The sequence below is a fragment of the Pectinatus sottacetonis genome (assembly GCF_015732155.1).
Taxonomy (GTDB): domain Bacteria; phylum Bacillota; class Negativicutes; order Selenomonadales; family Selenomonadaceae; genus Pectinatus; species Pectinatus sottacetonis.
The window spans coordinates 757,637-781,075 of record NZ_WIQK01000001.1; the positions used below are offsets into that span (position 1 = coordinate 757,637).

The 23,439-nt window shown below is 34.6% G+C and carries 19 protein-coding genes; 10 read left to right on the forward strand and 9 right to left on the reverse strand.

Features of this window, described 5'->3' with window-relative positions:
• Positions 1 to 34 precede the first annotated feature (34 nt).
• The 7 genes from I6760_RS03535 (at position 35) to I6760_RS03565 (ending at position 9,736) form a co-directional block, all read left to right on the forward strand.
• Complete coding sequence (locus tag I6760_RS03535; protein ID WP_196593118.1) at positions 35 to 997, forward strand: lactonase family protein; 963 nt, start codon at positions 35 to 37, stop codon at positions 995 to 997.
• Positions 998 to 1,008: 11 nt separating this feature from the next.
• A complete protein-coding gene (gene zwf, locus I6760_RS03540) occupies positions 1,009 to 2,397 on the forward strand; it encodes a glucose-6-phosphate dehydrogenase (protein ID WP_231036073.1) in 1,389 nt (462 codons plus the stop codon).
• Positions 2,398 to 2,569: 172 nt separating this feature from the next.
• On the forward strand, positions 2,570 to 3,010 hold the full coding sequence (gene rplM, locus I6760_RS03545) for a 50S ribosomal protein L13 (protein WP_196593120.1): 441 nt from the start codon (positions 2,570 to 2,572) through the stop codon (positions 3,008 to 3,010).
• Between the two features lie 25 nt (positions 3,011 to 3,035).
• A complete protein-coding gene (rpsI, locus tag I6760_RS03550) occupies positions 3,036 to 3,428 on the forward strand; it encodes a 30S ribosomal protein S9 (RefSeq protein ID WP_196593121.1) in 393 nt (130 codons plus the stop codon).
• Positions 3,429 to 3,811: 383 nt separating this feature from the next.
• A complete protein-coding gene (locus I6760_RS03555; protein ID WP_196593122.1) occupies positions 3,812 to 5,161 on the forward strand; it encodes an MATE family efflux transporter in 1,350 nt (449 codons plus the stop codon).
• Positions 5,162 to 5,594: 433 nt separating this feature from the next.
• The gene (locus I6760_RS03560) at positions 5,595 to 6,695 is read left to right on the forward strand and encodes an efflux RND transporter periplasmic adaptor subunit (protein WP_196593123.1); all 1,101 of its coding nucleotides are present in this window, start codon (positions 5,595 to 5,597) and stop codon (positions 6,693 to 6,695) included.
• Positions 6,692 to 9,736 carry an efflux RND transporter permease subunit gene (locus I6760_RS03565; RefSeq protein WP_196593124.1) on the forward strand — a complete coding sequence of 1,015 codons (3,045 nt, stop codon included), beginning with the start codon at positions 6,692 to 6,694 and terminating at the stop codon, positions 9,734 to 9,736. The genes I6760_RS03560 and I6760_RS03565 overlap by 4 nt, the downstream gene beginning before the upstream one ends.
• Before the next feature lie 65 nt (positions 9,737 to 9,801).
• Here the strand turns inward: I6760_RS03565 and I6760_RS03570 are convergent, their stop codons facing one another.
• From I6760_RS03570 to I6760_RS03580, 3 genes are all read right to left on the reverse strand, one after another.
• Positions 9,802 to 10,806 carry a Gfo/Idh/MocA family protein gene (locus I6760_RS03570; protein ID WP_196593125.1) on the reverse strand — a complete coding sequence of 335 codons (1,005 nt, stop codon included), beginning with the start codon at positions 10,804 to 10,806 and terminating at the stop codon, positions 9,802 to 9,804.
• Between the two features lie 29 nt (positions 10,807 to 10,835).
• Complete coding sequence (locus I6760_RS03575; RefSeq protein WP_196593126.1) at positions 10,836 to 12,731, reverse strand: fructose-1,6-bisphosphatase; 1,896 nt, start codon at positions 12,729 to 12,731, stop codon at positions 10,836 to 10,838.
• Between the two features lie 71 nt (positions 12,732 to 12,802).
• Positions 12,803 to 13,624 carry an MBL fold metallo-hydrolase gene (locus tag I6760_RS03580; protein ID WP_196593127.1) on the reverse strand — a complete coding sequence of 274 codons (822 nt, stop codon included), beginning with the start codon at positions 13,622 to 13,624 and terminating at the stop codon, positions 12,803 to 12,805.
• Positions 13,625 to 13,831: 207 nt separating this feature from the next.
• Between I6760_RS03580 and I6760_RS03585 the strand changes: the two genes are divergently transcribed.
• Positions 13,832 to 14,758 (forward strand): LysR family transcriptional regulator, encoded by a 927-nt coding sequence (locus I6760_RS03585; protein WP_196593128.1) that lies wholly within the window; start codon positions 13,832 to 13,834, stop codon positions 14,756 to 14,758.
• 139 nt (positions 14,759 to 14,897) lie between these two features.
• Here I6760_RS03585 and I6760_RS03590 read toward each other — a convergent pair whose 3' ends face one another.
• A complete protein-coding gene (locus tag I6760_RS03590) occupies positions 14,898 to 16,709 on the reverse strand; it encodes a diguanylate cyclase (RefSeq protein WP_196593129.1) in 1,812 nt (603 codons plus the stop codon).
• A gap of 192 nt (positions 16,710 to 16,901) precedes the next feature.
• Between I6760_RS03590 and I6760_RS03595 the strand changes: the two genes are divergently transcribed.
• Together I6760_RS03595 and I6760_RS03600 are read left to right on the forward strand one after the other, a co-directional pair.
• Complete coding sequence (locus I6760_RS03595) at positions 16,902 to 17,642, forward strand: tRNA (adenine(22)-N(1))-methyltransferase (protein ID WP_196593130.1); 741 nt, start codon at positions 16,902 to 16,904, stop codon at positions 17,640 to 17,642.
• Complete coding sequence (locus tag I6760_RS03600) at positions 17,581 to 18,696, forward strand: Nif3-like dinuclear metal center hexameric protein (RefSeq protein WP_196593131.1); 1,116 nt, start codon at positions 17,581 to 17,583, stop codon at positions 18,694 to 18,696. The genes I6760_RS03595 and I6760_RS03600 overlap by 62 nt, the downstream gene beginning before the upstream one ends.
• Before the next feature lie 73 nt (positions 18,697 to 18,769).
• Here I6760_RS03600 and I6760_RS03605 read toward each other — a convergent pair whose 3' ends face one another.
• The 5 genes from I6760_RS03605 to rpiB form a co-directional block, all read right to left on the reverse strand.
• The gene (locus I6760_RS03605) at positions 18,770 to 20,296 is read right to left on the reverse strand and encodes a diguanylate cyclase domain-containing protein (RefSeq protein ID WP_231036074.1); all 1,527 of its coding nucleotides are present in this window, start codon (positions 20,294 to 20,296) and stop codon (positions 18,770 to 18,772) included.
• A complete protein-coding gene (locus tag I6760_RS03610; protein WP_196593133.1) occupies positions 20,297 to 20,635 on the reverse strand; it encodes a hypothetical protein in 339 nt (112 codons plus the stop codon).
• Positions 20,636 to 20,866: 231 nt separating this feature from the next.
• A complete protein-coding gene (locus I6760_RS03615) occupies positions 20,867 to 22,234 on the reverse strand; it encodes a sn-glycerol-1-phosphate dehydrogenase (protein WP_196593134.1) in 1,368 nt (455 codons plus the stop codon).
• Positions 22,235 to 22,252: 18 nt separating this feature from the next.
• On the reverse strand, positions 22,253 to 22,948 hold the full coding sequence (locus I6760_RS03620; protein ID WP_231036075.1) for a ribulose-phosphate 3-epimerase: 696 nt from the start codon (positions 22,946 to 22,948) through the stop codon (positions 22,253 to 22,255).
• Between the two features lie 34 nt (positions 22,949 to 22,982).
• Positions 22,983 to 23,432: a ribose 5-phosphate isomerase B gene (gene rpiB / locus I6760_RS03625; RefSeq protein ID WP_196593136.1), complete on the reverse strand. Its 450-nt coding sequence runs from the start codon at positions 23,430 to 23,432 to the stop codon at positions 22,983 to 22,985.
• Positions 23,433 to 23,439: the final 7 nt, after the last annotated feature.

Here is a 23,439-nt window from a genome sequence, read left to right on the forward strand (position 1 = left end):
TCTACACAGTTACCATTTTGAAAGGATGTTTATTATGGAACATATCGGCTACATCGGAACATATGATTCAGCAAACAGTCATGGAGTTTATAAATTCAAGTTTGATGACGCAACCGGAAAATTATCTTCTCCTGCTTTATTTTATAAAACCCGAGGAGGAAAATGCATTACTTTAGCTGGCAAATTCATTATTGCCACCAAAGAAATATCCGGAAAAGCCGGTATAGTGTTACTCAATCACAACGGAAATACTTTATCCGAAAATTTTACAGAAAACAGCACACCATGTTTTACTGGCTTTTATGATAATATGGTCTATACTGCTAATTATCATGACGGAGTTGTTTTAATTTATAAAATAATAAATGAAAACCTTCATTTGGTAAAACGACTGGAAATGGGCCATGAAGCAGGCTGCCATCAAGTAGCTTTTTGTGATAATTTTATCTTTGTTCCCTGCCTTAATCTTGACTGTGTCAATATCTATGACATTACAAATGATTTTAAATTATATAAAAGCATTACTCTTCCTAAAGGAACTGGACCGCGTCATTGTGTGTTCAGTAAAAACAATACCCATATGTATCTTGTAAGTGAACTCAGCAATCAACTATTCCATTATACACTAACCATAGAAAACAACTGGCTTTTAACTGATATTGTATCTTTTTTACCAGAAACAGCTATTAAAAATAGTGCTTCTGCCGCTATTCGCTTATCAAAAGATGAACTATATATCTATATATCAACCCGTGGCAGCAATCTTTTAACCGTATTTTCCATAGAAAAAAATACGCCTATAGTCATTCAGCAAAAATCATGCGGCGGAGATCATCCCCGTGATTTTATGCTCAGTCCTGATGGCTGCTATCTGTTAGTAGTTAATCGCTTATCTAATGATCTGCTTAGCATGCAGATAAATAAAAATACTGGTTTTATAGAAAATATTATTGACAAAGTCCCGATCTTTGAAGGGATCGGCATAGCATTAAATTAGGAGGTATGAATATGAATAATTCAGCATTTACAATATTTGGCGGAACAGGAGATTTAACCTTTCGCAAGTTATTGCCTGCACTTTATAATATGAATACCACTAAAGGCCCTGCTGCCGACCGTCAAATAATTATTATCGGCCGTCGTGATTATACTACGGAAAAATATTGTTCTATAGCTCAGGACTGGGTAAAAAAATTTTCCCGACTGCCTTATACTGATAAAGATTTTAAAAACTTTTCCCAGAGAATAACTTACTATAAAATGGATTTTACTAATCTGTCATCTTATGACCAGCTTGATGAATACTATAAAAGACATGACTTGTCACAGCATATTTTCTACTTTGCTGTTGCTCCGCGTTTTTTCAGTACCATTGCTGAGGGATTAACTAATGTTTCTCATGCCTGCCATGGCAAAGTTATTTTAGAAAAACCATTTGGGGCAGATTTAGATTCAGCTAAACTTCTCAATATACAACTAGAGAAGTTTTTTTCAGCAGAAAATATTTTTCGTATAGATCATTATTTAGGCAAGGAAATGATCCGCAATATTCAGACACTGCGTTTCAGTAACCCTATTTTCTCTAATTTATGGAATTCGCGATATATAGAATCAGTACAGATCTCTGCTCCAGAAGATATGGGCATTGAATCACGCGGTGGATATTACGATGCCAGTGGTGCCTTGCGTGATATGGTACAGAATCATTTATTCCAAATATTGTCAATTGTAGCCATGGAATGGCCGGAACAGCTCTCCAGTACAGCTATGCATGATGCCCAGATTCGTATTTTACGAGCATTGCGACCGGTAAAAAATATCCGCGAAACATTAGTCTTAGGCCAATATAAAGGCTATCACCAAGAGCGTCTGGTCAAACCAAACTCTACTACAGAAACTTACGCCGCACTTCGTTTATTTATTGACAACGAACGTTGGTGGGGAACTCCCTTTTATATCAGAACTGGTAAAAAACTTAATCGCAGAGAAATAAAACTAGCCATAGTATTTCGTCCTTCATTTTTAGAAAAAGCCCCACAAAACATCTTGATTATAAAAATACAGCCCAGTGAGGGTGTTTATTTACAATTCAATATAAAAAAACCCGGTGATACTGATGAAATCATCCAGGCCAAAATGGATTTTTCACAAAGTGAATATGTAAAACGCTTAAATACACCAGAAGCTTATGAAAGACTAATAAAAGCCTGTATTAATAACAACAAATTGTGGTTCAGCCAATGGGACCAAATAGAATTGAGCTGGAATTTTATTGATAAACTACATGAATTATATAAATGGGAACACCTCCCTGTATTCAAGTATGAACCTTTCACCAGCGGACCAGAACAAGCCGATGAACTATTGAATCAATTTGGACACAGCTGGATTGACTAATTATTTACGATAAAGAAAAAAATATCCTTGACTGTATGTCTTTCTTTTATTATAATAGTCGAGTATGAAGTTTTCTCTTGTGATTTCCAAAGCCCCGGTAATCGCGATGAGGCTTTATATAATTATTTTATAAATTATTTTAGTTAATCGCATTATAGGGAAGGAGATATTGATGAAAACCACATTCATGGCTAACAGCCAAAATGTTGAACGTAAATGGTACATCGTGGACGCTGAAGGACAAACAGTAGGTCGTCTTGCTGCTGAAGTTGCTAAAGTTCTCCGTGGTAAAAATAAACCGACTTTCACCCCGCATGTTGATACCGGTGATTTTGTTATTATAATAAATGCTGAAAAAGTTGTATTCAGCGGCAAAAAATTAATAAAGAAAACTTATTTCCGCCATTCTGGGTATCCAGGTGGTACAACATTTACTCCAGCAGGTCAAATGTTGGAAAAACAACCTGTTAAGGTTTTGGAATCTGCTATTCGCGGTATGCTTCCAAAAAATCGTCTTGGTGCTCAAATGTATAGAAAACTCAGTGTATATGCAGGTGCACAGCATCCTCATGCTGCACAGAAACCTGAAACACTTGCATTCAATATTCGTTAATAAACTGGAAGGGAGAACATATTAAATGGCATTAGTTACTTATTATGGTACAGGCCGTAGAAAAACTTCGGTTGCCAGAGTTCGCTTGGTTCCAGGTGAAGGCAACATAAAAATAAATGGTCAGGATATGAATGATTATTTTGGCCTTAAAACATTGGAATTGATTGTAAAGCAACCGCTTGTTTTAACTGAAACTGAAGGAAAATATGATGTAATAGCTAAAGTTGAGGGTGGCGGTGCATCTGGTCAAGCAGGTGCAATTCGTCATGGTATTTCTCGAGCTTTGTTATTAGTTGATGGTGAATTACGTAAGTCTTTGAAAAAAGCTGGTTTCTTGACACGTGATCCCCGTGAAAAAGAACGTCGTAAATATGGTTTGAAAAAAGCTCGCAAGGCTTCTCAATTTTCAAAACGTTAATATCATGCATATATCATATTGCAAACCCACAATCTCACGATTGTGGGTTTTTTTACTTTTGAATGTATTGTAAAATTTTTTTTGCTATGATATCATCGAATTAATAACTATTTAATCTTCTTACACTAGAATATTATTAAAATAATAACAACATTCATAAACTTAACAGACAAAATTATTTTTGTAGCCAACCCATATACAGTAATATATTCATAAACCAAAAATTCTCAGAGAGGTCATACAGCTCTTAGATACAAGCATTTTCATCCATAGAAATATCCATCTTCCCACTAAAAAGCACGAATTTAGTAGTGAGGAATATATATCTTCATGGAGCTATTAACTTGCGTCAGCCCTGTTTCCTCTTATTTTCTGGAGGTATCATGAAACAAACACACTCTTATTCGCAAAAAACAATACAATTTTTCTCTGTATTACTTCCTATTTTTATAACCCAGCTGGCAATAATATCAACTGGATTTTTTGATACTGTGATGTCTGGTCACGTAAGTGAACAGGACCTGGCAGGTGTTGCTATTGGCTCTAATATATTTTTCCCTTTTTTTGGCAGCAGTCTTGGCATTATTTCTGGTCTTACACCCTCTATAGCGCACTTTTTCGGTGCACAACGTTATAATATGATAAAATTTGTTGTACAGCAGGGATTTTACTGGGCAATACTACTATCACTAATCTTTATATCAGCCGGATATATTTTTATTCCGTCAATTATACCTCATCTGCATTTAACCTCACATGTAGAATATATATTCACACACTATCTTTTAGCTATTGCTTTTGGCATATGTCCAATATTTGTAGCTGGTGTCCTCAGAAATTTTATTGATGCGCTGGGATTTACTAAACTTACAATGCTAATAACTGTAGTTACCGTTCCAGTGAACATTTTTCTAAACTACCTTTTTATTTTTGGCAACTGGGGCTGCCCAGCTTTAGGGGGAATAGGCGCCGGTGTTGGTTCAGCTATTACCTATTATGTCAACTTATTACTCAATATACTTGTAATCACCCATATAAAACCTTTCTGCCAATATAACATTTTTAACAAATTCCCCAAACCATCTATCTATGAATGGAAAAAACAGCTCAGCATTGGCATTCCTATTGGCTGCACCATGTTTTGTGAACAAAGTATTTTTGGGGCAGTAGGTCTGTTCATGACAAGCTATGGTACTATCATCATTGCTGCTCACCAGGCTGCAATGAATTTTACTACAATGGTGTATATGATACCTCTTAGTATAAGCATGACCCTTACAATTATCATTGGCTATGAATTAGGTGCCAAACGTTATACAGATGCATTAACATACAGTCGTATGGGAAGAATTTTTTCGTTTATTTTTGCTGCTGTTCTTGCTTCAATATTAATAAATTTTCGAGCAGAAATTGCTTCATTATACACTAATGATACTGCCGTAAAAGAAATAATAACTGTGTTTTTAATCTATGCTGTCTGCATGCAGGTTTCCGATGGCATCAATGCCCCGTTGCAAGGAACATTACGCGGTTATAAAGATGTAAAAACTACTTTCTATCTGGCTGTATTATCCTACTGGATAATTGGCTTACCCTTAGGCTGGATAATAGCTAACTACTTTAACATGGGACCTTATGGCTATTGGATCGGTCTTATTTCTGGCATTTTAAGTGGAGCAATATTATTGAACATACGCTTAAAAATAGTAGAAAAAAAATATCTATATATATAGGTTTTTACCTTAATTATACTATAAAAACATAATTAATATTTTATAAAACAAAACAATCACATGAATGGTATTAACTTTCATAAAAATATAATTTATCAACATAATCTTTTCATCTTCTGAAAGTGATCATGAGAATAAAATATTGCTCATATATAAACTATATTTTTTTTAGTATAATATATTTATATTATCTTCATTTATCTTCTTAAGCTTAAAAGTGATATAATATAAGATATGTTATTTTGTTTCCTTACAGAAATATAAAATAATTACGATGTACCAAAATTCACTAATTTTAATATTACACTAAATACACTCACAATATAAAAAATATTGTGATAAAAATAAGTTGGCTATCAAACAAAGAAATCAAACAAAATATTTCAAGCTATATGTTTTAAGTATTTGCAAAAGTTACTCAGGAGGCTCATTTATGCAAAATCGGATTATAAAACTTTTATGTTTAAGCTTAATTACTATTCTTTTTACTGCTGGCTGTGGAAAAAATGACAAAACTGCTGATATACCACCTCTAGTAAAAACACAAAAAATCTCAGCTGCTGATAATCTTAATACTGCTAAATATGCTGGGACAGTGCATGGTCGCTATGAAACTAATTTATCATTCCAGGTAAGTGGTAAAATTCTGCGGCGTAACGTTCAAATAGGTGACACAGTTCATGCCGGTGATGTACTAATGTTAATAGACAGCAAAGATATCATCCAGCAGGTAAATCAAAGTGAGGCTGCCGTAGAAGCTGCTCACTCTAAGCTATCCTTAGCTCAGGCAAATTATAACCGTTATAAACAGCTATATTCCCAGGATGCCGTTTCCAAAGCAGCTCTTGATCAATACCAGACCTCTTATGAAGCTGCTTTAGCTGATTATCAGCAGACTATAGCCCAAGCATATCAGGAACATAATGCCCTTTCCTATACTAATCTGCGGGCCAATGCCAATGGTGTCATTTCAGCCGTGAAAGCAGAAGCAGGACAGGTAATTTCTGCCGGACAAACAGTATTGACTTTAGTTCAAAACAATGAATTAGAAGTACAAATAAATGTCCCTGAAAATGATATCCAGAACATGCCCGTAGGCAAACATGTAAAAGTATCTTTCTGGGCTCTTAATAATTCCATTATTGATGGTATTGTAAGGGAAGTATCTCCTATTGCTGATCCTGTTGCCCGTACATATTTAATAAAAATAGCTCTTTCTAATCCACCCAAAGGATTAAAGCTTGGTATGACTGCCAGTGTATTAAACAGCACTGCTGAAAATACCTTGGGACAGTCATCTTATATCCTTCCCCTTTCTGCTATTTATCAAACAGGAAAAAAACCTCAAGTGTGGATCGTCAATAAAACCAACAATACCGTATCATTAAAAAATATAAGTGTAACTGCCTTTGACAATAATAATGTCAAGGCATCTGGTCTAGCCGATGGTGATGTAGTAGTCACAGCAGGTGTACAAAAACTGCATGAAGGACAAAAAATCCGTCTTGATAACGCTTCAGGTGATACCGTATGAAAAATCTTACAGAAATCTCCTTAAAAAATAAAACACTTGTCTGGTATTTTATTATTGTTATCTTCATAGCTGGTATATTTTCCTATTTTAAGCTTGGGCGCATGGAAGATCCAGCATTTCCTATAAAAGAAATGGTTGTAACTGTAAACTGGCCAGGTGCAACAGCTAAGCAAATGGAAGAACAGGTAACAGACAAACTGGAAAAGAAACTGCAGGATACTCCGGGACTAGATTATTTAAAAAGTTCTTCCCGTCCGGGGACTTCCATTATTTACGTGATACTACGCCAAGATGTGGATGAAAGTAAAATCCGTCCAACTTGGCGTGAAGTACGCAATTTATGCGAAGATGAAAAGTCTGCCTTGCCCAGTGGTGTATATGGCCCTTTTTACAATGACCGTTTTGATGATGTATTTGGCTCAATTTATGCAGTTACCGGGAATGGCTATTCTTATGAAGAACTGCGCCAGCATGCAGAAAAGATTCGTCGCATGCTCGTTGACATTCCCAATGTGCAAAAAGTTGAACTGCTTGGCGTACAAACGGAAAAAGTTTATATTGAACTATCAAATGAAAAATTAGCTGAACTTGGTATAAGTCCCCAGACGATTGCTAACACGCTGAAAAAACAAAACATAATAACCCCAGCTGGCATGCTGGAAACTTCATCTGACAATGTTTATCTGCGTTTTACTGGTATCTTTGACAATATTAATGCTATAAAAAATATTCCCATTAATGCCAACAGCAAAATTTTCCGGCTGGGCGATATTGCCACTGTAACTCACGGCTATAGTGACCCCGCTGATCCCAAAATGTTCTTTAATGGCAAACCCGCTGTTGGTATCGCTGTATCAATGAAACCCGGCGGCAATATTTTAACATTGGGAACAGACCTTAATTCATTGATCTCTACAGTAAAAAAATCCATGCCTCTGGGACTGGAAATTCATCAGGTATCTGATCAACCTACTGTAGTTAAAGAATCCATAAGTGACTTTATAGATACACTTAGGGATTCTATTATCATTATACTGGCAGTTAGTTTTCTCAGTCTGGGACTCAGAGCTGGTCTTGTTGTCGCTTGTTGTATTCCTCTAGTTTTAGCTGCTGTGTTTTGCATGATGTATCTTTTGGGCATAGATCTCCAAAAAGTTTCCCTGGGTTCACTTATAATTGCCTTAGGATTACTCGTTGATGATGCCATAATAGCTGTAGAAATGATGAGCGTCAAATTGGAAGCAGGCTTAAATCGGTTCAAAGCGGCCTGCTATGCTTTCAATGCCACTGCCAAACCTATGCTTACAGGAACCTTAATCACCTGTGCTGGCTTTATCCCCGTAGCTTTCGCCAAAGGAGATGCTTCTGAATTCTGTAACAGCCTGTTTCCAGTAATAAGTATTGCCCTATGTACTTCGTGGATCGTTTCCGTCATGGTTGCTCCTCTTTTAGGCTATTATTTTATCCGCACTAAAGTAAAAAAAGATGGTACAGAAAAAATAGAACCTTATCAAAGTAAATTCTATAACATCTTCCGTAAAACACTGACATGGTGCCTGCAGCATAAAAAAATAGTTATAAGTTCCACTGTATGTTTGTTCGCACTTTCTATCTTTTCTATAAAATTTATCAAACAGGAATTCTTCCCCCCTTCTCTACGTCCAGAAATACTCATTGATATGCAGCTCCCTGATGGTTCTTCCCTAAAAGCTTCGGAAAGTACAGCTAATCGCTTTGCTGCATTTTTAAATACACAAAAAAATGATATTAAAAACTTCTCATACTACGTAGGCGAAGGTGCTCCACGCTTTGTCCTTACAGTTAATCCGCAACTGCCACTTGATAATTACAGTCAATTTGTAGTCGTGGCTAAAGATCCTGATACCCGTAAAAAATTAACTAAACAAATCGAAAAAGAATTAAATGATAATTTTCCCAACGTACGCAGTAATATAAAATTCATTCAGACAGGACCACCGGCTGATTATCCTATTATGCTACGAGTATCCGGCTATGATGAAGATAAAGTACGCACAATTGCCAATAAAACAGCCGCCATTATTGCCAAAGATCCAAATAACGAAAACATTCATTTCGATTGGAATGAAAAAAGCAAAATTATGCATCTCATTTTGGATCAGGATAAACTGCGTGCCATGGGTGTTTCCGGCCAGACTGCAGCACAGTCACTTTATACAGAAATTTCCGGTGCTACTGCTGCTCAGTATTATTATAAAGATCGTACTATCGACATTGCCCTGCGCCTGAAAGATACTGACAGAAAAAACCTTTCTGAGCTCAAAAATCTCCCTATTTATTTAGGTAGTGCAGGTTATGTACCTTTAGGACAAATTGCCAAGATAAAATATGATGCTGAAGACGGATTAATCTGGCGACGTGACTTAAAACCAACAATAACTGTAGAAGCTAATATAAAATCCGGTACAGCAAATGATGCAACTAAAAAAGCTTTTGATGCTACAAAGGAACTTAGAAGTACTCTTCCGCTTGGCTATTCAATACAGGCTGGTGGTGCTTTATCTGACAGTAAAAATGCTGTAAAATTTTTACTTGTCCCTATCCCAGCAATGATATTCGTCATAATGACATTATTAATGCTACAACTGAGAAGCGGCAAACTAATGATGCTTACCCTGCTTACCGCTCCTCTAGGCATAATTGGCGTAACTTTCGGTATGCTTCTATTGGATAAAGCAATGGGATTCGTTGCTCAATTAGGTATTTTAGCATTGAGTGGTATGATCATAAGAAATTCTGTCATTCTCATTGATCAAATACAAAAACACATGGCTGCTGGTGAAACACCATGGAATGCCATCATAGACTCAGCTGTCTTGAGATTTCGTCCTATAATGCTGACTGCTGCCGCAGCAATTCTTGGGATGATGCCGCTTATGACCAGCTCTTTCTGGGGACCAATGGCTGTAGCCATTGCCAGCGGACTTTTCGTAGCAACGATTTTAACGCTACTTGTACTGCCTACGATGTACGCTGCTCTATATAAAGTAAAAAAAGAATGATCTTTAAACACAAAAAAGGAGCCATATGGCTCCTTTTTTGTGTTTAAACTAATATTAGTTATTACTTATAAAATTTTTCCATCCGATTCCTCGGGATAATACATCTGCCATTCATCACGCATTTTTGACATTAACGCCATAACATCGATAGTATCATCTAAATGCATAATTTTTTTATCACCGTTTATTGCTCTTTCCATATCTTCCATTTCATACTGCAAAGCACATTGCTTATCTCCACAACTTATAATATCTCTTTTCCCTGATACCGCATCAACTATAACAGCTTCACAGGAACGAGGATACTCCATTATTTCTATATAACATCTTTCACAGGATATTACAGCCCGTTTAGGCTGTTTAGAATGTAACGATAACGATATTACTGTCAGTTCCTTTTGCTCATTAGTCATTACTATGCCGACTTTTTCATCGACGCCTGTAGGCGCATATTCCACCCGCGACAAAACATCTACCGGTTTGGAAGTCAAGAACAACCTTGCCAGCGAAAGAGCATATACTCCTATGTCTAGGATTGCCCCTCCTGCCAGCGACTTATTAAAAAACCTATTTTTCATATTATATTCTTTAAAACTGCCAAAGTTGAGCTGGATAAGATTAACTCTGCCAAAATCACCGTTTTCATACATATCCAGCAATCTTTTATAAAGCGGCATATGATATATAGTCATCGCCTCAGCCAAGACTACTTTTTTTTCGGCAGCTATTTTTACTGCCTCTCTGAGTTCCACTGAATTAAGAGTAATCGATTTTTCGCAAAGTACGTGTTTTCCCGCTGATAATGCCTCGCGCAAAAAACTAATATGGGTGTTATGCGGTGTAGTTATATAGATAACATCTACATTTTCGTCATAAAACATCGCATGGAAATCATCATATACTTTTTCTATACCATATTTCTCTGCAAAAGCTACTGCCTTGGAATGTGTTCTATTCCCAATCGAATAAATACGCTTACCTGCTTTTTTTAAAGCCCGTGCCATCTCATTGGCTACTACACCTGTTCCTAATATTGCCCAGTTTATCAATATTCCACTGCCTCCTATCATAAAATTTATTTTTAATTGGTTCTTAAATTTTACTCTACTGGTTTTAATATACCATTTTTATAAAGCAGCATCAAATGATACAAGTCATTTATTTTCTCCTGAATTTTTCGGCCTTCATCTGTATCGGCAATAGTAGTCTGATAGCTCTGCACTTCAATAGACTTGGACACAGATTCAATATCTTTATTATTCATTATTGCCGCTTTTACATTAGTAAAATCACGATGTTCAATCAACCGCAGTCCCCGGGAATTAGAAACCAGGGTAAATCCTGCAATTCCCGTTTTTTTATGATATGCACGGCAAAAGCCACCATCAATAACTATAGCTTTCCCCCCTGCTTTTATAGGACTTTCGCCATCTTTTACTTTTATGGGAACATGCCCGTTTATTATATGCCCATGTACAGGATCAAGCCCAAACTCCTGCAAAACCTGCTCACAAAACCATTCTTTATCATAATAGGAAAAATAATAGTCAGATGGTTCCTGCCATGTTTTTTTATCCTTGAGATAAATGCGTTCAAAAATCTTCATTTCTCTTCCAGATACCGGAGAATTTATCCCACACCATAAATACCACATAAAATCTATAGTAAATTTATCTTTTCCCCCAAAATAAGCCTGGCGTATCTTTTGATCAACATAGTCAAGATAAGTTTTCCCTGCATAATTTTTCCCTTCTATCCTTATATTCTTAAATCTACCCTGGCTGTCAACCGGTACACATCCATGAAATAATAAATTACCATTATAACATTTATATAAACTTCCCTTTTGATATAAAAATTGTATATGCCGCTGCAGTTGCTGACTTTCCATAAATGAAGAACGCAGATTTCTTATAATTTGTTCCTCTTCTGGCAATATTTTTAAAGGATCTGCCGAATCAATTGTTGGAAAATCTTTAATAGTAAGCTCATATTCCTTCCCACCTAAAATCAATACCTTTTTTTTATAATCAATTTTATCCAACAAAACTCTTGCATCCATATTAAAATCTTTATTTCGTTTTATAAGTGCAGCTTCTTCCTTAAATAATATTATAGAAATAGCTTTCTGCGCTGCCACTTCAGGCGTATCATCAGGATAAAGACCGGCAGCAAAAATAAACAATGGCCTTACACTAATAGCATACCCACGTTCCAAAACATCAATATTATTATATTTTAGACTGATGCGCACTACTTCTGCAATACATGTTTCACTGCCGCAAGCAGCTCCCATCCATAATACATCGTGATTGCCCCATTGGATATCTACACTATGGTGTTTCATAAGCATATTTAAGATAGCATCAGGACGACCACCACGATCAAAAAAATCACCTACTATATGTAATCTCGCTACAGCCAGTCTTTTGATAAGTACCGTAAAGGCAAATATGAAATCATTACCACTGCCAATACTGATCAATGTATCAAGCATTTTCTTTCTATACACCCGTGGTACATAGTCAGCATCAGGACGACCACGTAAAAGTTCATCTATGATAGAACCATATCCTTTGGGGATAGTTTTATTTATTTCCCTAGGCTGATACTTATATGACATAAATTTCGCTAAATCCAGAAGGTTCAGAATTGTTTTTTTGTAATACTCTGGCGTCAGCATATTTTTCTTTTTTAATGCCGATAATTTTTCCTTAGGATAATATATAAGTGTACAAAAATCAGCCATTTCTTCTTTTGACATTTTCCGAGAGAAAACACGTTCCACTTTTTCTTTTATAACGCCTGAACAATTATTCAATATATGAAAAAAAGACTCATATTCCCCATGCAAATCGCTCATAAAATGCTCTGTCGGCTTTGGTAGGCTTAAAACTCCATTCAAATGAATAAGTTCCGCATAAACCGATTGGCGTGCCGGATATTTTTCCGACAATAATTTTAAATATTTATAACGTTGTTCTTCCGCGTTCATATTATTCTCCTATACTTTTCCGTTATTTAATTCATAAAATACAACTATTATATTTGATATTAATTATATTACTATTCATAACTAATCATTGAATTCACACCAATATCTTTTATTGTTAAATCTTCAGCCAATGCTATTTTGGCAGCTAGGTCTGTGCAATGACAGGGATATACTTCCAAAACATTATTTTCTTTAATAAAAGTTATAGTATGCTTCAATAATTCCTTTGGTGCATCCAAAAGATGAAGACCTCCTATAATTGCCCTTATGCGCTTTTCATGGCATATCTTTTTGGCATAAGTTATAATATTACATATACCAGAATGGGAACAGCCAGTAATAATTATCATGCCTTTATCTGTCATATACACCAGAGCAGAATCATCCATAACAAAATCAGGTTTCATACCATTATCACTTTGCACTACTCCTATTGGAATGCTATTTTCAAAGTTATTTATCCGCTCAATTTCCCCTAAAAACAATAAATTTTTCGTAATATACTGCGGACCTTTTTTCAAAGAAAGGGTAAAATACTTTTCTAAATCATGCGCTTTCAAACAACTTCCAATTGACTCATCTTTTTCATATTTATCTTCAAACACACCACAATGAGCTATTAATCGGACTTCCTGTTTAAATTTTTTCGCAATAGAACTAATAAAATATTTTACTCCACCGGTATGATCATTGTGTCCATGAGAAAAAACTACAGCATTTATTCTGGTTAAGTCAATTTTCATTTTAGCAGCATTTTTCATAAAAACATCACTATACCCTACGTCAAAAAGAATTTTTTTCCCATCAGCTTCTATGTAATAAGAAACTCCCGGTTCACCTAAAAAATATTGATCAATTATGGTATTATTATCTACAAGGACTCTTAAGTTCATAATCGCTCCCCTTTTTCATGAAACAATAATATTATGCCATTAATTTAATAATACAATTACAAACGTAATTTTTCAATTGTTTTTCTTTATAAAAAAATCTTTTATACATAAATAAATTTATTATTTCTCATAATTTTATAGTTTCATTAAAATGAAATAAATTACTTTACCACATACGTTTAACATAAATACTAATGAGGTGTAATAATGACTCTACAGCAACTAAAATATATAATAGAAATTGTCAATTCCGGCTCCATAAGTACCGCAGCACAAAAACTTTTCATATCACAGCCCAGTCTTTCCAACGCTGTAAAATCATTAGAACAAGAATTCGGTATTGAAATATTTATTCGTACTAACCGCGGCGTATCACTTTCTTCCGATGGACAGAATTTCTTAAGCTACGCCCGCCAGATACTAGAACAAACAGACCTGTTAGAAAAACATTACCTTAACAAAAAACCGTCTCGTCGTTTATTTGCAATTTCTACACAACACTATGCTTTCTCAGTAAATGCTTTCGTAAATTTAATCAGGGATTATGCCGAAGATGAATATGAATTTACCCTGCGTGAAACAAAGACACATGAAATATTAGACGATGTAAAAGATATGCGCAGTGAAATTGGTGTGATTTATCTTAGTTCTTTTAATGAACAGGTGATAAATAAAATTCTCCATGACAACGACTTAATCTTTATTGAACTGTTCCGAACCAGCCCCTATATTTTTATGAGTTCCCGCCATCCTCTTGCACACAAAAAAAGCATTAACTTTTCTGATTTAGAACCTTATCCCTGTCTGTCCTTTGAACAAGGAACACACAATTCATTTTATTTTTCTGAGGAAATACATAGTACCATATCCCACAAAAAAAGTATCCGCGTAAGTGATAGAGCCACATTATTCAACCTCGTGATCGGCCTTAACGGATATACCATCTCCACCGGTGTATTAAGTGAAGATTTAAATGGCAGCAATATAATATCTGTCCCATTGGCAAGCAGTGAAATAATCCGTGTCGGATATGTATATAATAAGCACACTCATTTAAGTTCTCTAGCCAAAAATTATATAAAAAAATTAAGACATTATATTTCCATGAGCGTTATGCCGCAAAATAAAAAATAGGCTGTTGCAAAAATAATATTAACTTTATAATATACATCCTGCCATTATATATGTGCTTCCCCATCTCTATAACAACAGGCGAGGAAGATAGCTTACCTATTATAAAAGAAAAATATCTATGTGCCACAGCCCTATTTTTTTATTCATTTTCAGTATATACTTCTAAGCGGTTACGCCCATTTCGTTTTCCCTTATAAACAGCTATATCAGCATGTTTTATTATATCATCCACTGAAATTTCTGTTTCATATACTGCCATCCCCAATGTTATAGTAACTTGTATAACAAACTTTTGATAAATAAATTCATATTCTTCAACCGTTCTTCTTATTTTTTCCCCTATTGCCAATCCTTCTTTTTCCACCGTACCATGCAGTAAAATCAGGAACTCTTCTCCACCCCAGCGAGAAATATATCCTTTGCCATTTATACATGTTTTAAATATTTTTGCTATTTCCTGCAAAATAAAATCACCACAGTCATGTCCATATGTGTCATTGATTTTCTTAAAAAAATCTATATCCATCATAATTATAGAAAAAATCGTACCATTTTGAGAAAAATCATTAATACTATCATCTATTTTAGTAATCAAAAATTTTCTGTTATATAGCCCTGTAAGAAAGTCTATTTGCAATGAGTATTCCAACTTTTCCTTCGTTTTTTCTAGTGTTCTATTTTTTTCCTCCAGTTCATTAGTTCGTTCCTTTACCTTTTGCTCCAGTTTATTTATCAATAGCTCTAAATGCTCAGCCATATTATTAAAAGAATGTCCTAAAATACCAATTTCATTCTTTTCTGAAACACCGGCACGCAGGGAAAAATCTCCCGCAGAAAATTTTTCTGTTATCCCAATAAGATCGTATACTGGCAACAGATATTTATTGATTTTCTGTGACGATATCCACGCTGCTGCCAATAAAATCAATATCGACAAAATCAAGGCAATCCATACACTTTTTTTAATGACTAAAATATAGGGGCTCTCTGGGACAGCCGTAACAAGTATCCAGTCAGCTCCATATTTCTTATATTCAGATACTTTTATATAAAAATCCTCCATACCAGTAAACGTTTTTATATCATCAGCATGGTTGGTTTTATAGTCCATATAAGCCTCTCTTATTATCGAATCTTTTATAGAAGCTGCATTAGTCCTATGAAATATTCCTTTTGAATCAATAATAAAATTAGGTTCATTTTCACTATTAGCAACCAAATCATCTGTTTTTTTTTCAAAAATATAGGCCTTGGCATTACGATTTTTAACAACATATTTTAGTTCATCATTAAGTTTATTTAAAGTGATATGTGTCCCCAATACACCCAAAAATTTCTTATTTTCATCAAATATCGGATACGATGCAGAAATAACTAAATCATTCATGGCAAAATGCCGGTAAATATCAGAAAAAATTGGATACCTACTCTTTTGTGCCGATATATACCAATCACGCGTACGAGGATCAAATTTCCCCAACTGATCTGTTATCCGTCCTATTTTAAAATCTTTATCCATGGAATAATACGTAGACCGTCCATTAGTCTGTTTATCACTTTTCATAAACTCAAGACTATCATGATAGCGGCGCACACCGTAATATTCCCCATCAGCCGTGCCAAAACTAAAACTATAAACATTATCATCAGCATTACTCATAGCCCCGCCAAAAAACTTTGCCGCATTATTGTCCTTTTTTATATCAATTAATCCCTTTTCTAAAAAATATCTATTACATTCATTCATATGCAGTGGTACTTCCATAAAATTTTTTATCCCATATAATACAGACTGCGTTGTTTCTGCCTGAGTATAAAGCATAGTTTCATTAATTGACATCTTCCAATAATAGAAAATGATAAAACTAATTATGCATATAGTAACTATTAAGCTGGAAATAAATAAATATCTCATTTGTGTTTTTATTGAATTATCTGATAATTTAAGCATAATCATCCCTCTTATTCTCTTTATTTCTATTAAAAATCAGGATACGCTTTTACTTAATAATATATTTCTATCAAACATAAATATTTTCCTTCTATATATGAAGCTTAATGTATCACTATAAATATAATATGTTATAATTATTATGTTTATACAAATAATATTATCCAAAATAAATACAAAAAGGAATCTATTATGCCATCAATCCGACTACGCACTGTAGCAGCTTTTGTTCCTGTCAATGCTGTTATTGCAGATATAGGTACTGATCATGCCTGCTTGCCTATCTATTTAATAAAAAAGCATGTAATAAATCACGCTATAGCAATAGATATTAATAAAGGGCCTTATATAACTGCCCAAAAAGCCGTTAAAGCCAAAAATATGACTACCAAAATTGACGTACGGCTCGGGAGCGGTCTTTCCCCCATAAAGACAGGTGAAATTACTACAGCTGTTTTTGCTGGAATGGGCGGAATCCTTATAAGTAGCCTACTAAAAGAATCTACTCATATAGTATCTTCCCTGAATGATCTTATCTTACAACCACAGCTGGCTGCCGATAAACTGCGTCACTATCTTTATCAAATAGGCTGGCACATTACTGATGAGGCTTTAGCCAAAGAACAAAATCATATATATCAGATAATTTATGCTCTTCCAGGGAAAAAACAAATGCCCACTCCTATCGAACTTGAAGTTGGCCCTGTCCTGATAAATAAAAGACCCCCTTTGTTTAACCTTCATATAAAGGAGCTTTTGCGCCGCAATAATAAAATACTTACCGGATTGAAAAAAGCCTCAACACACGGAAAAAATAATGTCCAATTAAAAAACTTATCTGATATAGTAAAAAAACTGGAGGTAATATACAATGATAAGCTGTCAAACGATAATAGAAGCAATGGAAAAAATTGCCCCACACAATCTAGCTGAAGAATGGGATAATCCTGGTCTTTTAATTGGTGATCCCGCACAAAAAATAAATAAACTGATTGTTTGTCTTGATGTCAATAACAACGTAATCAACACAGCCCTAAAAGAAAAATGCGATATGATAATTTCACATCATCCTTTCATTTTCCATCCGCTAAAAAAAATACGTACTGACCTGCCACAGGGTAAATCTATCCAAACACTATTAGCAAATAATATTGCCGTCTTTGCTGCCCATACCAATCTGGACAGTGCCCTGGGTGGTATCAATGATTACCTCTGCCATTTATGGGGGTTACATAATACTATACCATTAAATACAGCTTCCACAGAAGAATTAATAAAGCTGATCGTTTTTGTACCAGTAGATTATGCCGAAAAAGTTCGTCTGGCAATAGGTAAAGCCGGTGCCGGTTTTGTCGGTAAATATTCCAACTGTTCCTTTGAATCCAATGGTACAGGCCACTTTCTCCCGCTGCCTGGAACCAATCCCTTCATTGGTGAAATTGGCAAAACAGCATCAGTAAATGAAACTAAAATTGAAACTATATTCCCCGCTAAAATACAGTCAAAAGTCATAAAAGCAATGCTCAAGGCTCATCCCTATGAAGAAGCGGCCTATGAATTGCATTCGTTAAAACCAACAAATATATTTACAGGACTTGGCCGCATTGGAGAATTATCTACCGCTATTGATTTGGAAGATTTTACAGCAATGATAAAAAACACCCTACCCGTAAAAAATATTCGTCTTGTCAAAAGCAATAATAAAAAAATCAAAAAAGCCGCCTTGTGCAGTGGTACCGGAGCCGAATTTATAAATAGGGCAAAATTTATGGGTGCTGATATATATATAACTGGAGATGTTAAATACCATGAAGCTCAAAAGGCACAGGAACTAAATATGAACCTCATAGATGCCGGACATTTCGGCACAGAATTCCCTATTGTAAAATATCTTGCAAAAAAATTAGAGACCATAGCCACTAAAAACAAATGGCAGATAAAAGTCCTTCACGATAAAGCTTCTGTTGATCCCTTTACCGTAATATAAAAATGCTTACTGTACTTTTTAGCTATCTTTTAAACATAGTCATAAAACTTTATTCTATAACATGATGCATCAGCTAATTACCCAACTCCCCCTTTTTGATTGCCGTGATATCATGGCAATGTACCATACACACATCTCTGTCTCCGTCCCACTGGATTTTTGATACAGAAACATGCAGCCATATTTTCCGCTTAGGTATATATATATCCTGTTTCGCCGATTTAACAACCTCTGTTAACAATACCGCAGGACAAAAAGAACAGTTCATACTTTCACAACAAACACTGTCATAGCAATGTTTGCCTATCTTATCAGTACCAAAAAATTCCGCTGCACTTTCATTTAAAAATAATATTTCACGCGTATTTTTATCAATTACATATATAAATGATTCTATATGATCCAATATTTCCAAGGCCTGCATACGGGATAATTTCACTTCATCCATTGAGCGTCTATGAAGTAAAAATGTCCCTAAAATCTCAGCAGTAAATGACAGTGCTTCTATTTCCTCATTTTTCCATGCCCGTGGATGTGGATGATATTCAAAGCCTATCAGTCCAACCAAATTTCCCTTGTCCACCATTGCACATTCCAATAGTGCTTTTACTGGACTATTATTAAAATATCTTCGCAACTCCTGCGGTAATAGTGTTACATTTTCACAACTGAATACACCGTTTTCATCAAAATAATGGAAAAATTTTTCTGCCACCATGGACAAAATATGCTGCTGTTTACCCTGCTGTGACTGTACACCATCATTGCACCATTCAAACGTGTTAGCGTACATCTGATTTTTTTTCTTTTCCAAAATGAATGTACGGCTGATACTATATCGGCGACCAATCACTTCCAAAATCAAGTTTGTTGCCGCATCAGCATCTTCACTCCGATATAAAATGCGAAAAATATACTCAATCACATTTTCATAAAAAGACTTTTGATTCTTTTCCTGTAGTTCAGAATTTATTCTATTATTCACATATTCGCTGACTGGCATTTTATCATGGTATATATAATAATTATTTTTCCCCTCAGCTTTGACATGATAAAGTGCTCTATCAGCTTTTTCAAACAGTTCTTCAAATTCAATTCCTGATTCTGGTGAAACAGCAATACCTACACTAGCTGATATCTTATAGATTTCTTCCTTCGCATTATATTCACGCTGCAACTGCCCGATCAATTCCTGTGCCTTATCAGATATAATATTATTATCACTTATATTTTTTAATAAAACCATAAATTCATCACCACCAACACGACCAACAATATCAGTTTTTCTAAAAGAATCCTTAATATGATGCGCTAACTCCGCTATAACTGCATCACCAAATAAATGACCAAAATGATCATTAACAGCTTTAAAACCATCAATATCTATTATAAAAAGAGCTTGTTTTTTATCTTTTAAGCGCGCATTTTTAAGATAATTAGTGATAAACTTTTGCGTTGTAGCCTTATTAAACAATCCTGTCAATACATCATTATGCGCTTGATGCAAAAGATGCTCATATTCCTCTTTCTGTCTGTTTATATCCGTCATCATACAAAAAACATATTCAGGAATCCCCTTATTATTACAGCGCAGCAGCAATCACAGCTGGAACCACAAATATTTTCCAGTCTTGACCCGCAGCCGCAGTTCAAATTTTTCATAATGCCGCGTCAGAAATTTATTTTTTTTCTTTATTTTTTCAATATACGGTGTTAAAAAATCATGGCTATCCGGATAAAGAAAAAACACTTTATTAATATTGCTGCTGAAATTATCTGCTGCCGGTTTGCTACCAAAAATCAAGTTCCAGTTATCTGATACATATATACGATCAGATTCTATCTCCCACTCAAATATAACGGACTGACTTAATTCAGCCAAAATTCTATAGCTTTCTATGTCGAACTTCTTTACTTTTTTCTCCTGCTGCTTTTCCATAACTTCTCCTTACATAACCTTTTTTACAGTATCGTCGGCTCCAATGACTTATTTATACTGCAAATAAAAGTCAGCTTTTGATATATAATTATATTATATATCAAAAGCTGACTTTTTTCCGTATCAATATAAAAATGTAAATCTAAACAATATCCTGCATTTCACGTACTACATGCAAATATTGTTAATACATTCTAATATTTATAATTTCAATTAACAAATAAAAAAACCTTATTTTCCTATATTACTTTCTGATAACATGTCTATTTCTCTGCAAACTTTATCTGCTGCTTCCTCTAATTTTCCACAATCAAACAATAATTGTAATACGCCATAACGATTACGCATTTCTTTAGCATATATTATTGTATCTCGCAAAAGCTGGGGAGTAATTCCTATTTGTCTTGGTAAAAATGGTTCTTGTACTTTTTTCATCCGTTTTATCATTATATTTATATCTGGTAAACTTTTTATAAGCTTTATTATCTGCATTTTATTAGACAAGACATTTCGTATTCTTACAACAGCCTTTTGGGAATCATTTTTATGCACTTTATTCTCTAGATCAATAATACTACAACTACATTTCCCATAAACATCAACTATCATTTTTTCCCATTTCTCTTTATCAAATAAAATAGTTGGTAAATTATTATTAACTTCTAAAATATTTACTGCTTCTTTATATACATAAAGTGCCACTATTGTTGCTATCCCTACAAACGTGCCATGTTCAATGTCATGCCGATGGTAATTTTGTAAAAACATCATTTCCCAAAAATGGCCCATTTGGTGTTCACACCCAGATGCTGGACGTGAATTTCCACAATAACTTATACCTATTCCCGCCCATATCAAACCCTCCATAACTGAAGCTATTGCCTGCGGATCCCTTTCAGCAATACCATGATCAGCAGCTTTTGCCACTATATCAACAGCTCTACGCATCAATTTCTCAATTTCTGGACAATAATATTCGTTATTTACTATATGTGATAATTTCCATTCCACTAAACAAACATATTTGCCAAATATATCACCTACTCCAGATGCTATCATATTTACTGGTGCATCTTTTAATATATCAACATCGCCAATTATCGCCCATGGAAAACCTAATCCTTCATATGTTACCTTAAAACCATCTATAATTAATGGTGATACTGCTGAAGCATAACCGTCCATAGACGGTGCTGTTGCAACTATAGCATATGGAATATATATTTTTTTTGATACAAATCGCACTAAATCATTTATTACCCCTGATCCTATTGCAATAATAAAATCACAATCAACTGGTATGTGAGTGAAAATCTTTCCTAAATTTAATTCATTAGGTATAAGTTCTTCATCTGTAAAAATATATTCATTATATGATATACCAATCTTTTTTAATGCTGTATATACTTTTTCCCCGGCTATTTTTATAGTATGCTTATCTGCTACAATACAAATATTTTTAAATTTTTCCTCTTGTACATAATCTGCCAATTTTTTAATAACATTAAAACCTATGTCTACATGCTTAATATTACATTGATGTTTTTTCCCACAACTGCAAACTATTTCCCTATTTAAATACTTATTCCAGTTAATCACTATACCTGCTCCTCCATATTAAACTAGCGAATATTTGCCGTAATTTTTAATAGGCAGGGCATTACGTAATTCTCTTAAATTTTGCCGCAATGATCGCCCTTGCCTAAACAAACCAGAAGTCCCACATGTAAAAATTGTTGCACCAGCAATGTATAAAGCTTTTATTGTTATACAATTTACATTACCATCTGCCTGAATACGAATTGTACTATTATTTTTTCTTAATATTTTAGCCATTAATCGTATATGGTCAATAGCTTGTGTATTAATTTTTTGTCCTGAAAAGCCTGGATTAACCGTAAGTTTTAATATCCACGCACAATTCTGAGCTAATGCAAAAAAATCTTCTTGAGGTGCTGTTTCTGCACGATAAGCCAATACTGGTACAGCTCCAACTCTTCTTATCAATTGAAAAGTTTTCTGGGGATCAGTCATCGCTTCATAATGTACAGCAATATAATCCACACCGTATCCTGCAAAAATATTAATATATTCTTCTGGATTTTCAACTGCTAAATGCAATTCAATAGGTAGTTTACTATTTTTCTTTAAATATTGATATGCTATATCCCCCAAGACATAACATTTATTGAATTTTCCATCAACTATATCATAATGTAAAAATCCCACCAATTTTTCTACTTCTTTTATTGCAGCAGCAAAACCACCAATATTCATACAAGAAACGGACGCTGAAAAAACTGGTGCTATCATTATTGCTCACAGTCCCTTCTCGTAGAAAGATCTTTTATATCCGCATATTTTCATATCTAGCTATACTTGCAACTCTTTTAGCATATTTTCCACCCAAAAATTCTGTAGATAACCATGTTTTTGTTATTTCCCATGCCATTGCTTCTGCAATAACTCTAGCTCCCATACAAATAACATTGGCATCGTTATGAGCTCTTGTCATTTTAGCTGAAAACAAATCACCTACTAATGCAGCACGAATTCCATTAATCTTATTTGCATTAATAGACATTCCTATCCCTGTTCCACATATTAAAATACCTTTTTTTCCTATCGTATCAGATGCTACTTCCTCTCCTACAGAAATAGCATAGGTTCCTGCATCTACAGATTTTTCATCGTGAGTACCTTTATCAATTACTACATATCCAGCATCATGTAATTTTCCTTTGAGAAATTCCTTCATATGCAATCCTGCATGATCTGAACCAATAACAATAGTCATTGTTAAA